The following is a 12,740-nucleotide window of genomic DNA, read 5'->3' as shown; positions in this document are numbered from 1 at the left end:
CCGAGTAGCGTCGTTCTTGATCATCGGGAGTGTACGGGACATCGGCCGGCGGACCGCCCGATGCCCCGCGCTCCCTGCCGTCGTCAACCGCGGCCGCGCAGCTCCCGGTAGGTGGCGACCAGCGCCTTGGTCGAGGCGTCGAGGCCGGGTACCTCCGCGCCCTCGGTGAGGGCGGGCTCGACGCGCTTGGCGAGGACCTTGCCCAGCTCCACGCCCCACTGGTCGAAGGAGTCGATGTCCCACACCGCGCCCTGGACGAACACCTTGTGCTCGTACAGCGCGATCAGCTGGCCCAGCACGGACGGGGTCAGTTCCTTCGCCAGGACGGTGGTCGTGGGCCGGTTGCCCGGGAAGGCCTTGTGCGGCACCAGTTCCTCGGGCACGCCCTCCGCGCGGACCTCCTCGGCGCTCTTGCCGAAGGCGAGGGCCTGGGTCTGGGCGAAGAAGTTGGCCATCAACAGGTCGTGCTGCGCCTTCAGTTCACCGCTCAGCTCGGCGACCGGCTCGGCGAAGCCGATGAAGTCCGCCGGAATCAGCTTGGTGCCCTGGTGGATCAACTGGTAGTACGCGTGCTGCCCGTTGGTGCCCGGCGTGCCCCAGACGACCGGCCCGGTCCCCCAGTCGACCTGCTTGCCGTCCCGCGCCACGTACTTGCCGTTGGACTCCATGTCCAGCTGCTGGAGGTAGGCGGTGAACTTGGACAGGTAGTGGCTGTACGGCAGTACGGCGTGCGACTGGGCGTCGTGGAAGTTGCCGTACCAGATGCCCAGCAGGCCCAGCAGCAGCGGGGCGTTGGCCTCGGCCGGGGCGGTGCGGAAGTGCTCGTCGACCAGGTGGAAGCCGTCCAGCATCTCCCGGAACCGGTCCGGGCCGATGGCGATCATCAGCGAGAGGCCGATCGCGGAGTCGTACGAGTAGCGGCCGCCGACCCAGTCCCAGAACTCGAACATGTTGTCCGGGTCGATTCCGAACTCGGTGACCTTCTCCGCGTTGGTGGACAGCGCCACGAAGTGCCTGGCCACCGCGGCGTCGTCGCCGAGCGCGCTCAGCAGCCAGGTGCGCGCGGAGGTGGCGTTGGTGATCGTCTCGATGGTGGTGAAGGTCTTGGAGGCGATGATGAACAGCGTCTCCGCCGGGTCGAGGTCGCGGGTGGCCTCGTGCAGGTCCGCGCCGTCCACGTTCGACACGAAACGGACCGTCAGGTCCCGGTCGGCGAAGCTGCGCAGCGCCTCGTACGCCATCGCGGGCCCGAGGTCGGAGCCGCCGATACCGATGTTGACGACATTGCGGATCCGCTTGCCCGTGTGCCCGGTCCAGGCGCCGGAGCGCACCCGGTCGGCGAAGTTGCTCATCTTGTCGAGGACGGCGTGCACCCTGGGCACCACGTTCTCGCCGTCGACCTCGATCACCGCGTCCCGGGGCGCGCGCAGCGCGGTGTGCAGCACCGCCCGGCCCTCGGTGACGTTGATCTTCTCGCCCCGGAACATGGCGTCCCGCAGCCCGAACACGTCCGTCGCCGCGGTCAGCTCGCGCAGCAGCCGCAGGGTCTCGCCGGTGACCAGATGCTTGCTGTAGTCGATGTGGAGATCGCCGACCCGCAGCGTGTACCCGGTGCCGCGCTCGGGGTCGGCGGCGAACAGATCCCTCAGATGGGTGTCGGCCAGTTCCTCCCGGTGCTCCGCGAGAGCGGTCCACTCGGGCGTCTGGTCGAGCCTGGTACGGCCGTCTGCTTTCATTTCCGACTTCCGCCTTCTGTCGTGCCTGTCCCAGCGATTCCAACCTAATTGATCACCCGGGGACGCGAGCCGTGGTGGCGCCGTCCCGTGGCGCGGTGACGGGTGCGTCCGGCCGGGCGGCCGGTATGAGCGCGAGGGCGGAGAGGACGAGGAAGGCGACGGGCAGGGCGGTCGGACCGGGCACGGAGCGCCTGACGACGGGCGCGGCGGTCCGCGCCGTACCGGCGAGCAGGGCGATGCGCACGGGGCCGAGCGCGGCGGCCCCGGTGACGAGCAGCAGCACGGCGAAACGCAACGCGGTGCCGATGCTGGACAACACGGCGAAACCCAGCGCGGTGCCGAAGCGGGACGGCACGGCGGCACTCCGCAGCCACCCGATGCCCCCGTGCCACACGGGCGCATGCATCTCCCCCGCCGCCACCGTCGTCACAACTCCCCCTCGCGGTCGTCGCCTTCACGAGAACCGTAGAGGGTGCCACTGACAATCGACCGGGAGCGAGCGGCGGATACGGCTCCGGCCAGGCACCCGAGGGTGCCTGGCCGGGCCTCAACGTCTAGATCTCGCCGCGCAGTTTGGCGAGTGCCTCGGCGAGGATCGCCTCGCCGTCCGCGTCGCTGCGCCGCTCCCGTACATACGCGAGGTGCGTCTTGTACGGCTCGGTGCGCGGCGGGTCCGGCGGGTTGTCCCGGTCCTGGCCGGCCGGAAAGCCACAGCGCGGGCAGTCCCAGGTGTCGGGGACCTGTGCGTCGCTGGCGAAGCTCGGCTGGGTCTCGTGCCCGTTGGAGCACCAGAAGGAGATGCGCAGCCGCGGTGCGGACTCGCCGCGCTCGGCCTCGCCCATCGGCCCCGCCCCGACCCGGCTTCCTCGGATCGCGTTGCCACTTGCCACGGTCGTAACTCCCTGCGTGATGGTGCCGCGAAGCGAGTCGGCGTACCGCTTCGCTGCGAGCGCCTCAGTCTACGTAAGGCCCAACGCGCGTCCAGTGATGGGAGTTACCGCCCCCGCACCCAGACGCAAGCCCCATGATAGGCCGCGCTCGGGAGCGCGTACCGAACATGGGGCTCAACGTACGGAATGAGTGTGCCTGGAAGGCCGGGATCAGCTGTTCGTCTTCATCAGGATGCCGAGGACCACGATGCACGCGATCCACAGCACGCCGATCACGACGGTGATCCGGTCGAGGTTGCGCTCGGCGACCGAGGAGCCGCCGACGGAGGACTGCATGCCGCCACCGAACATGTCGGAGAGGCCGCCGCCCTTCCCCTTGTGCATCAGCACCAGCAGCATCAGCAGCAGGCTGAAGACGATCAGGGCGATCGAGAACCCCAAAACCACGGCTGGACCAACTTCCTCGGAATCGGATGGACGACGGGGGCACAGCTCCTGGGCCGTGCCCCCGCAAGAGTACGACGTATCGCGGCTACCGCCTACTCATGGACGGTGCGGCCGCTCCGTCACTGATCGCGGAAGCGCACGATCTTGACGAACTCGTCGGTGTCCAGCGAGGCGCCGCCGACCAGGGCGCCGTCGATGTCGGCCTTGGCCATGATCTCGGCGACATTGCCCGACTTCACGGAGCCGCCGTACTGGATGCGGACCTGGTCGGCCACGTCCTGGGAGTACAGCTCGGCGAGCTTGGCGCGGATGGCGGCGCAGACCTCCTGGGCGTCCTCGGCGCCGCAGACCTTGCCGGTGCCGATGGCCCACACCGGCTCGTAGGCGATCACGATCGTCTCGGCCTGCTCGGCCGGGAGGTCCTTCAGACCGCCCTCGACCTGGGCGAGGGTGTGGGCGACGTGGTTGCCCGCCTCGCGGACCTCCAGCTCCTCGCCGACGCACAGGATCGGGGTCAGACCGTGCTTGTAGGCGGCCTTGACCTTGGCGTTGACGATCTCGTCGGTCTCGGCGTGGTACTGGCGGCGCTCGGAGTGGCCGATGACCACATAGGCGCACTTCAGCTTGGACAGCATCGGGCCGGAGATCTCGCCGGTGTAGGCACCGGAGTCGTGCTGCGAGATGTCCTGGGCGCCGTACTTGATCTTGAGCTTGTCGCCGTCGACCAGGGTCTGGACGGAGCGCAGGTCGGTGAAGGGCGGCAGGACAGCGACCTCGACGGCCTCGTAGTCCTTGTCGGCCAGGGCGAAGGCGAGCTTCTGGACGTGGGCGATGGCCTCGAGGTGGTTGAGGTTCATCTTCCAGTTGCCCGCCATCAGCGGCGTGCGGGTGGTCATACGGGGTCAGTCCTCCAGTGCGGCGAGACCGGGAAGCGTCTTGCCCTCGAGGTATTCGAGGGAGGCGCCGCCGCCGGTCGAGATGTGGCCGAATGCGTTCTCGTCGAAGCCGAGCGTGCGCACGGCCGCGGCGGAGTCACCGCCGCCGACGACGGTGAAACCGTTCGAGTCTACGAGCGCCCGGGCGACCGCCTTGGTGCCCTCGGCGTAGTCCGGGTGCTCGAAGACGCCCATGGGGCCGTTCCAGAACACGGTCCGGGCGTCGGCGAGCTTCGAGGCGTACAGCTCCCGGGTCTTCGGGCCGATGTCCAGGCCCTCCTGGTCGGCGGGGATCTTGTCCGCGTCGACGGTGTTGTACTGGCTCGGCGCCTTGGTCTTCAGGTCCGGGAACTCCCGGGAGACCAGGACGTCGACGGGGAGCAGCAGTTCCACGCCGAGCTTCTCGGCGCGCTCCATGTACTCGGTGACGGCCGGGATCTGGTCCTCCTGGAGGAGGGAGATGCCGACCTCGTAGCCCTTGGCCTTGAGGAAGGTGTAGGCCATGCCGCCGCCGATGAGCAGCCGGTCGGCCTTGCCGAGCAGCTGGTCGATGACGGCGAGCTTGTCGGAGACCTTGGCACCGCCGAGCGCGACGACGTAGGGGCGCTCGACCTCCTCGGTGAGCTTCTTCAGGACGCCGACCTCGGTGGCGATGAGGTGGCCGGCGTAGTGCGGCAGCCGGGCCGGGAGGTCGTAGACGGAGGCGTGCTTGCGGTGCACGGCGCCGAAGCCGTCGCCCACGTACACATCGGCGAGGGCGGCCAGCCGGTCCGCGAACTCGCCGCGCTCGGCGTCGTCCTTGGCGGTCTCGCCGGGGTTGAAACGCAGGTTCTCGATGACGGCGACCTGGCCGGGCTGAAGGCCGTCGACGGCGTCGTGGGCGGCGGGGCCGACCGTGTCCTCGGCGAAGGCGACCGGGGCGCCGAGCAGTTCACCGAGGCGCTCGGCGGCGGGCAGCAGCGAGAAGGCGGGCTCCGGGGCGCCCTTGGGGCGGCCCAGGTGCGAGGCGACGATCACCTTGGCGCCCGCTTCGGCGAGCGCCTTGACGGTGGGCAGCACGGCGCGGATGCGGCCGTCGTCGGTGATCGTCCCGTCGGCCAGCGGCACATTGAGGTCGGCGCGGACGAAGACCCGCTTGCCGCTTACGCCGTCGGCGAGAAGTTCGTCGATCGTCTTCATTGAGTGGACTCCTGAGGAGGGCTCGTGGTGCACCTTGATCGTATGAGGACGTGATCCGTGCGTGAGACAGGGCCCGGTCAGCGCGACGGTGCGCTGGCCGAGCCCTGCTCTCATGTCACGGTCGTGCTGCTGCGGTCTTCGGCGATCAGAGCTGGTTGCCGACGAAGACCGTGAGGTCCACGAGACGGTTGGAGTAGCCCCACTCGTTGTCGTACCAGCCGATGACCTTCACGTTCTTGCCCTCCTGGACCATGGTCAGGGAGGAGTCGAAGGTGCAGGACGCCGGGGCGTTGACGATGTCCGAGGAGACGATCGGGTCCTCGGTGTAGTCGAGGAGGCCCTTCAGCTCGCCCTCGGCGGCCTTCTGGAAGGCGGCGTTGACCTCTTCCTTGGTGACCTCGCGGCTGAGCTCGACCACGAGGTCGGTGACGGAGCCGGTGGGGACCGGGACGCGCATGGCCAGGCCGTCCAGCTTGCCCTTGAGCTGCGGCAGGACCAGGGCGGTGGCCTTGGCGGCACCGGTGGTGGTCGGGATGATGTTCTCGGCGGCGGCGCGGGCGCGGCGCAGGTCCTTGTGCGGGAAGTCCAGGATGCGCTGGTCGTTGGTGTACGCGTGCACCGTGGTCATCAGACCCTTGACGATGCCGAAGTTCTCGTCCAGGACCTTCGCCATCGGGGCCACACAGTTGGTGGTGCAGGACGCGTTCGAGATGACGTGGTGGTTGGCCGCGTCGTACTTGTCCTGGTTGACGCCCATCACGATGGTGATGTCCTCGTCCTTGGCCGGAGCCGAGATGAGGACCTTCTTGGCGCCGCCGGCCAGGTGCTTGGCGGCGTCCTCGCGCTTGGTGAAGATGCCGGTCGACTCGATGACGATGTCGACGCCCAGCTCGCCCCAGGGGATGTCGGCCGGGTTGCGCTCGGACAGCACCTTGATGGTGTGGCCGTCGACGGTGATCGTGTCGGCGGTGTGGGAGACCTCCTGCTTGAGGCGGCCCAGGATCGTGTCGTACTTCAGCAGGTGGGCCGTGGTGGCCGTGTCACCCAGGTCGTTGACAGCCACAACCTCGATGTCCGCACCCTGCTCCAGCAGTGCGCGGAAGTAGTTACGACCGATGCGGCCGAAGCCGTTGATGCCTACGCGGATCGTCACGAACCGATCTCCTCGTTGGTACGCCGGCCATGCGAGCCGGCGAGCTCTGTTTGGGATGTCCCCGACCACCACCGACCCTACCTCTCCGCGACCCCCTCGGTGACATCGAGATGACGCATACATGGGCAGGCGTTCCGTACCTGGCAGTAGAGGTACGGACCCTCTCGGATCGGCAGTTGATTCACCCGTTTTTGCTATCGAATGTCGCCCCTTGTTGACGTCAGTGTCACTCGTTCGTGAGCGGGTCGGCTCACCTGTTGACTACCCCGATTCCGCACCGTTGATGAGGGCTCCGCTCACCTGTGATATGAGCACTCCGGTCCGCCGGACGCGGGCGTACAAAAGCCGGTGCCGAATCCCCTCGAACGGGGTTCGGCACCGGCGTGTCGGTGTCGGTGTCGGGTCGGGTCGGGTCGGGTCGGGTCAGCCGACCAGGTTGTCCGCCAGCTCCTCCGACAGATTGGCCTCGGTGCCCGGGATGCCCAGATCCGAGGCGCGCTTGTCGGCCATGGCCAGCAGCCGGCGGATCCGGCCCGCGACCGCGTCCTTGGTCAGCGGCGGGTCGGCGAGCGCGCCCAGCTCCTCCAGCGAGGCCTGCTTGTGCTCCATGCGCAGCCGTCCGGCCGCGGCGAGGTGCTCGGGCACCTCCTCGCCCAGGATCTCCAGCGCGCGCTGCACCCGCGCCCCCGCGGCCACCGCCGCGCGGGCCGAACGCCGCAGGTTCGCGTCGTCGAAGTTGGCGAGCCGGTTGGCCGTGGCCCGCACCTCGCGGCGCATCCGCCGCTCCTCCCAGGCCAGCACCGACTCGTGCGCGCCGAGCCGCGTCAACAGCGCGCCGATCGCATCACCGTCCCGGACGACCACGCGGTCCACCCCGCGCACCTCCCGGGCCTTGGCGGCGATCGACAGCCGGCGGGCGGCGCCGACCAGTGCCAGCGCGGCCTCCGGACCCGGGCAGGTCACCTCCAGGGAGGAGGAGCGGCCGGGCTCGGTCAGCGAGCCGTGCGCGAGGAACGCCCCGCGCCAGGCCGCCTCCGCGTCACAGGTGGCCCCCGAGACCACCTGCGGGGGAAGCCCGCGGATCGGCCGGCCCCGGCCGTCCACCAGGCCGGTCTGCCGGGCGAGTTGGTCCCCGCCCGCGACGACCCGGACGACATAGCGCGAGCCGCGGCGCAGTCCGCCGGGGGCCATCACGATCAGCTCCGAGCTGTGGCCGAAGATCTCCAGGATGTCCCGTTTGAGGCGGCGGGCCGCCATCGCCGTGTCCAGCTCCGCCTCGATCACGATGCGCCCGCTCACCAGATGCAGGCCGCCGGCGAACCGCAGAATGGCGGAGACCTCCGCCTTCCTGCAGCAGGTCCGGGTGACGGGGAGCCGGGAGATCTCGTCCTTCACCGCTGCCGTCATCGCCATGGGCCGATCCTTCCATGCATCCGAAAAATACGGTCGTACGCGGCGGCCAACAGCTCCGGGTCGTGCCGGGGTGTTCCGTCGGTCCGGGCCACCGGGGCCAGCTCGACCGCGGCTCCCAGCCGCTTGGCGGCCTCGGTGAGCGAATCGCGGTCGGGCACGGCGGCCTCGTCGGCCAGCACCACGTCCAGGGCGAGTTTAGGGGCGTGTCGCCCCAAAACCTCCAAATGACGCTGCGGGGAGAAGCCGTCTGTTTCCCCCGGCTGCGGAGCGAGGTTCAGGGACAGGACCTTGCGGGCCTTGGTCTCGGTCAGGGCGTCCAGCAGCTCGGGCACCAAGAGATGCGGGATCACCGAGGAGAACCAGGACCCGGGGCCGAGCACCACCCAGTCCGCGTCCAGGACCGCCGCGAGGGCCTCCGGGACGGCCGGCGGGTCGTTCGGCACCAGGTGGACGGACTGCACCTCGCCGGGCGTCAGCGCCACGGTGGCCTGCCCGCACACCGTGTCCACGGCCTCCGGGTGCTCCGGATCATGTCCCTTGACCAGGGCCTGGAGCTCCAGTGGCACGGCGGACATGGGCAGCACCCGTCCGTGCGCGCCGAGCAGCTTGCCGACCAGGTCCAGCGCCTGGACATGGTCGCCGAGCTGCTCCCACAGGGCGACGATCAGCAGATTGCCCACCGCGTGGTCGTGCAGATCGCCCTGGGACTGGAAGCGGTGCTGGATGACACGGGACCAGGTCTGGCCCCAGTCGTCGTCCCCGCACAGCGCGGCCAGCGCCTTGCGCAGATCGCCGGGCGGCAGCACGCCCAGCTCGTCGCGCAGCCGTCCGCTGGAGCCGCCGTCGTCGGCCACGGTGACGACGGCGGTGAGATCGCCGGTGATCCGGCGCAGCGCGGCCAGCGAGGCCGACAGGCCCATGCCACCGCCGAGCGCGACGACCTTGGGCTGTGCGCCCCGGCGGCGGGGCCGGCCCCCGCGGGCCTCGACCGGGCGGCCGGCGCGGGTCTCGCCCGAGCGGCCGGAGCGCGCCTCGGGCACCATCCGGCGCAGCCGTCCCAGCCGCGGTGTACGTTCCGTCATTCCCGTCCCATGTCCCGGTGTACGACCACCGTTTCCACACCCTCGGCCGCGAGGCGCGCGGCGAGTTTCTCCGACATCGCGACCGAGCGGTGCTTGCCCCCGGTACAGCCGATCGCGATGGTCACATAGCGCTTGCCCTCACGCCGGTAGCCGGCCGCGATCAGCCGCAGCAGCTCGGCGTAGCGGTCCAGGAACTCCTTGGCGCCGGGCTGGTTGAAGACATAGGCGGCGACCTCCTCGTTGAGGCCCGTGAAGGGGCGCAGCTCCGGGACCCAGTGCGGGTTGGGCAGGAACCGCATGTCCGCGACGAGGTCGGCGTCGACCGGGAGGCCGTACTTGAACCCGAAGGACATCACGGTGGCCCGCAGTTCGGGCTCCTCCTCGCCGGCGAACTGGGCGTCCATCTTGGCCCGCAGCTCGTGCACGTTGAGGCTGGAGGTGTCGATCACCAGGTCGGCGTCGCCGCGCAGTTCGCGCAGCAGCTCCCGCTCGGCGGCGATGCCGTCCACGATGCGGCCGTCGCCCTGGAGGGGGTGCGGGCGGCGCACCGACTCGAAGCGGCGTACCAGGGCCTCGTCGGAGGACTCCAGGAAGACGATCCGCCGGGTGACGTGCTTGGCCTCCAGGTCCGCCAGGGACTCGCGCAGGTTGTCGAAAAAGCGCCGGCCTCGGACGTCCACCACGACCGCGATCCGCGCCACGTTCCCCTGGGAGCGGGCGCCCAGTTCGACCATGGTGGGGATGAGCGCGGGCGGCAGGTTGTCCACGACGAACCAGCCGAGGTCCTCCAGGCACTTCGCGGCCGTCGAGCGGCCCGCTCCGGACATGCCGGAAATGATCACCAGCTCGGGGATCGCCGCTTCGGGGACCCCGGGTGCCTCGCCGCCCGTACTCACCTGTGCTCCGTTGTCGTCGCCCGTGTCCTGCCCGCTCTCAGGGCCGGTGGGCCGGGGGGCGGTCTCCCCGCCCGGGTCCGGGTGCGCCTGATCTCGGCGCTGTGTGGGCTGTGCGTCGTTCTCGCTCATGTCTCCTGCCCCCGTCGTTCGTCCGAGGGGCCCGCGGTCACGGGCTCCCCTGAGGGACCCGCCGTCGTCTCGGGTTCCTCGTCTTCCATGATCTCTCCGGTCGCCGTGTTCACGGCGGGTGCGGCCGGGGCCGCCTGGGCGAGGGCCGCGGCGATGGTCTCGGCCGTCTTGCGGCCTATCCCGGGCACTTCCTGGATCTGTTCGATTGTGGCGGACCGCAGCCGCTTCACCGAGCCGAAATGCTTGATGAGCGCCTGTTTCCTCGTCTCGCCGAGGCCGGGGACGTCGTCCAGGGGGCCGGCGCGGAAGCGCTTGGCGCGCTTGGTGCGCTGGTAGGTGATCGCGAACCGGTGCGCCTCGTCCCGGACGCGCTGGAGCAGATACAGACCTTCGCTGGTGCGGGGCAGCACCACGGGGTCGTCCTCGCCGGGCAGCCAGACCTCCTCCAGCCGCTTGGCCAGGCCGCACACCGCGATGTCGTCGATCCCCAGTTCGTCCAGCGCCCGCCGGGCCGCCGCGACCTGCGGCTGACCACCGTCGACCACGACCAGCTGGGGCGGATAGGCGAACTTCCGGGGCCGACCGTCGTCGTCCTTGAGGGAACCGTTGAGAGGGACGGCGAGGGGGTCGTCGAGCGGGTCGGGGCCGCTGGGGGTGAGGGGGACGGCGGGTCGTGGGGCGGATCTCGGGGCGGCGGGGGCGCGGGACGCCGTGTCGGCGGGGACGTCGGATGCCGGGGTGGCCAGAGCGCCGGGTTCCGTGGCGGCGGGGGCTCCGGATGCCGGGGTGGCCGGAGCGCCGGGTTCCGTGGCGGCGGGGGCTCCGGATGCCGGGGTGGCCGGAGCGCCGGGTTCCGGAGCGGCGGGGGCGCCGGGGCCCTCGCTGAGGGGGGCTCCGGGTCCCGCGCTGGCGGGGGCCCCGTTTCCTGCGCTGACGGGAGTCAGTGGGGGCGCGGTGCCGGTGGGCGTGGCCGGGGCGTCTTCCGGTGCGGTGCCGGCGTCGGTGGGGGTGGCCCCGGCGTCGGCGGGCGCGGGGGCCTCGCCCGTGGGCGGGACCTCGGCGTTCGCGGGGGCTGTCGTCTCCTCCGACGGGGTGATCCCGGCCTCGGCGGGCGCGGCTCCCCCGTCCGTGAGCACGGCCTCGCCGTCGGTGCCCGGCTCCTCGCCGTCGGCCCACTCCCCCGTCCGCTCCTTGTCGGCGAGGTACCGCTTGAAGCGGCGGGTGATCACCTCGTGCATGGAGCGGACGTCGTCCTGGCCGGCGAAGCCCTTGATCTGGAAGCGGCGGTACTCGCCCTTGCGCTGGAGGCCGTCCTCGAAGACGACCATGGAGGCGACCACGTCGTCCCCCTGGAGGTGCGAGATGTCGTAGCACTCGATGCGCAGCGGGGCGCTGTCCAGGTCGAGGGCGTCGGCGATCTCCTCCAGGGCGCGCGAACGGGTGGTGAGGTCGGAGGCGCGCTTGGTCTTGTGCAGGGCGAGCGCCTGCTGGGCGTTGCGCTGCACGGTCTCCATCAGCGCCTTCTTGTCGCCGCGCTGCGGGATGCGCAGCGACACGATCGACCCGCGGCGGCCGGTCAGCCACTCCTGGACCGGCTCGACCGGCTCGGGCAGCGCCGGGACCAGCACCTCCTTGGGCACGGCGTCCCCGGTCTCCTCGCCGTACAGCTGCTGAAGGGCGTGCTCGACCAGGGCGCCGGTCGTGATCTCCTCGACCTTGTCGGTCACCCAGCCGCGCTGGCCGCGCACCCGGCCGCCGCGCACATGGAAGATCTGCACGGCCGCCTCCAGTTCGTCCTCGGCGACCGCGATGAGATCGGCGTCGGTCGCGTCGGCGAGCACGACCGCGCTCTTCTCCATGGCCTTCTTCAGGGCCCCGATGTCGTCGCGCAGCCGGGCGGCCCGCTCGTACTCCATGTCCTCGGCCGCCTCCGTCATCTGCTTCTCCAGGCGGCGGAGGTAGGTGCCGGTGCGGCCGGCCATGAAGTCGCAGAACTCGTCGGCCAGGTCCCGGTGGTCCTCGGGGCTGATCCGGCCGACGCAGGGGGCGGAGCACTTGCCGATGTAGCCGAGCAGGCAGGGGCGGCCGGTGCGGGCGGCGTTCTTGAACACGCCCGCCGAGCAGGTGCGCACCGGGAAGACCCGCAGCAGCAGGTCGACGGTGTCCCGGATGGCCCAGGCGTGTCCGTAGGGCCCGAAGTACCGCACGCCCTTCTTCTTGTGACCGCGCATCACCTGGACGCGCGGGAACTCCTCGTTCATCGTCACCGCGAGGTACGGGTAGCTCTTGTCGTCGCGGTACTTGACGTTGAACCGGGGGTCGTACTCCTTGATCCAGGAGTACTCCAGCTGCAGTGCCTCGACCTCGGTGGACACCACGGTCCACTCCACGGACGCGGCGGTGGTCACCATCGTCCGGGTGCGCGGGTGCAGGTTCGCCAGGTCCTGGAAGTAGTTCGCCAGGCGCTGGCGGAGGCTTTTCGCCTTTCCGACGTAGATCACCCGGCGGTGCTCGTCACGGAACCTGTACACCCCGGGGGTGTCCGGGATCTCACCCGGCCTGGGGCGGTAGCTGGAGGGATCGGCCATGTCTCACACCCTACTGGCGAGCACCGACACCGCGTCGGGCCTGTGGATAACCCCGGCCACGCGGCTCGTCCGCAGGCCCCCGCGCGGGCCTGCGGAGGTCACGCCCGCCGGTGCCGGAGGGCCGCCGGGGGACACGGTCCGGCCAGTAGTACGGGGCGTACGACCCCAAGGTGTTGTCGGGTTCCGGTCAACACGCTTCAATGCGGGGGAACTCGGGGCCGTCGCGCGCGGGAAGGGGCGCGACGCGCGCGGCCAGGGGCGTCCACGACGCCACGGGGGTGGCCCCGCACAC

General features: G+C 70.6%; 11 protein-coding genes. All 11 read right to left on the bottom strand.

The genetic code is table 11. The features are described 5' to 3' along the window. Window positions 1-83 precede the first annotated feature (83 nt). Window positions 84-1,736 (bottom strand): glucose-6-phosphate isomerase, encoded by a 1,653-nt coding sequence (gene pgi, locus QHG49_RS26540; RefSeq protein ID WP_301491585.1) that lies wholly within the window; start codon window positions 1,734-1,736, stop codon window positions 84-86. A 52-nt stretch (window positions 1,737-1,788) separates the two neighbouring features. Further along, on the bottom strand, window positions 1,789-2,091 hold the full coding sequence (locus tag QHG49_RS26535; protein ID WP_301491584.1) for a hypothetical protein: 303 nt from the start codon (window positions 2,089-2,091) through the stop codon (window positions 1,789-1,791). A 199-nt stretch (window positions 2,092-2,290) separates the two neighbouring features. Further along, a complete protein-coding gene (locus QHG49_RS26530; RefSeq protein ID WP_003957010.1) occupies window positions 2,291-2,626 on the bottom strand; it encodes an RNA polymerase-binding protein RbpA in 336 nt (111 codons plus the stop codon). Between the two features lie 210 nt (window positions 2,627-2,836). After that, window positions 2,837-3,073 carry a preprotein translocase subunit SecG gene (secG, locus tag QHG49_RS26525; protein ID WP_078967713.1) on the bottom strand — a complete coding sequence of 79 codons (237 nt, stop codon included), beginning with the start codon at window positions 3,071-3,073 and terminating at the stop codon, window positions 2,837-2,839. A gap of 119 nt (window positions 3,074-3,192) precedes the next feature. After that, the gene (gene tpiA / locus QHG49_RS26520) at window positions 3,193-3,969 is read right to left on the bottom strand and encodes a triose-phosphate isomerase (RefSeq protein ID WP_145491586.1); all 777 of its coding nucleotides are present in this window, start codon (window positions 3,967-3,969) and stop codon (window positions 3,193-3,195) included. Window positions 3,970-3,975: 6 nt separating this feature from the next. Continuing rightward, a complete protein-coding gene (pgk, locus tag QHG49_RS26515) occupies window positions 3,976-5,187 on the bottom strand; it encodes a phosphoglycerate kinase (RefSeq protein WP_301491583.1) in 1,212 nt (403 codons plus the stop codon). A gap of 145 nt (window positions 5,188-5,332) precedes the next feature. Beyond that, entirely contained in the window at window positions 5,333-6,340 is a 1,008-nt protein-coding gene (gene gap / locus QHG49_RS26510; protein WP_145491580.1) for a type I glyceraldehyde-3-phosphate dehydrogenase, read from the bottom strand. A 423-nt stretch (window positions 6,341-6,763) separates the two neighbouring features. Next, a complete protein-coding gene (whiA, locus tag QHG49_RS26505) occupies window positions 6,764-7,753 on the bottom strand; it encodes a DNA-binding protein WhiA (protein WP_145491577.1) in 990 nt (329 codons plus the stop codon). Continuing rightward, window positions 7,744-8,835 carry a uridine diphosphate-N-acetylglucosamine-binding protein YvcK gene (yvcK, locus tag QHG49_RS26500; protein ID WP_145491574.1) on the bottom strand — a complete coding sequence of 364 codons (1,092 nt, stop codon included), beginning with the start codon at window positions 8,833-8,835 and terminating at the stop codon, window positions 7,744-7,746. Before yvcK ends, whiA begins: the two co-directional genes overlap by 10 nt. Beyond that, window positions 8,832-9,860 (bottom strand): RNase adapter RapZ, encoded by a 1,029-nt coding sequence (gene rapZ / locus QHG49_RS26495; RefSeq protein WP_145491572.1) that lies wholly within the window; start codon window positions 9,858-9,860, stop codon window positions 8,832-8,834. Before rapZ ends, yvcK begins: the two co-directional genes overlap by 4 nt. After that, window positions 9,857-12,448 carry an excinuclease ABC subunit UvrC gene (gene uvrC / locus QHG49_RS26490; RefSeq protein ID WP_301491582.1) on the bottom strand — a complete coding sequence of 864 codons (2,592 nt, stop codon included), beginning with the start codon at window positions 12,446-12,448 and terminating at the stop codon, window positions 9,857-9,859. The genes rapZ and uvrC overlap by 4 nt, the downstream gene beginning before the upstream one ends. Between the last annotated feature and the right edge of the window lie 292 nt (window positions 12,449-12,740).

Origin of the sequence: Streptomyces sp. WP-1, assembly GCF_030450125.1 — a bacterium.
GTDB classification, from domain to species: domain Bacteria; phylum Actinomycetota; class Actinomycetes; order Streptomycetales; family Streptomycetaceae; genus Streptomyces; species Streptomyces incarnatus.
This window is presented reverse-complemented; position numbering and strand designations above follow the sequence as displayed.

Coding starts and splice junctions, on each gene's coding strand:
- pgi (WP_301491585.1), bottom strand. CDS start 1,736: ATGAAAGCAGACGGCCGTACCAGGCTCGACCAGACGCCCGAGTGGACC.
- tpiA (WP_145491586.1), bottom strand. CDS start 3,969: ATGACCACCCGCACGCCGCTGATGGCGGGCAACTGGAAGATGAACCTC.
- pgk (WP_301491583.1), bottom strand. CDS start 5,187: ATGAAGACGATCGACGAACTTCTCGCCGACGGCGTAAGCGGCAAGCGG.
- whiA (WP_145491577.1), bottom strand. CDS start 7,753: ATGGCGATGACGGCAGCGGTGAAGGACGAGATCTCCCGGCTCCCCGTC.
- yvcK (WP_145491574.1), bottom strand. CDS start 8,835: ATGACGGAACGTACACCGCGGCTGGGACGGCTGCGCCGGATGGTGCCC.
- rapZ (WP_145491572.1), bottom strand. CDS start 9,860: ATGAGCGAGAACGACGCACAGCCCACACAGCGCCGAGATCAGGCGCAC.
- uvrC (WP_301491582.1), bottom strand. CDS start 12,448: ATGGCCGATCCCTCCAGCTACCGCCCCAGGCCGGGTGAGATCCCGGAC.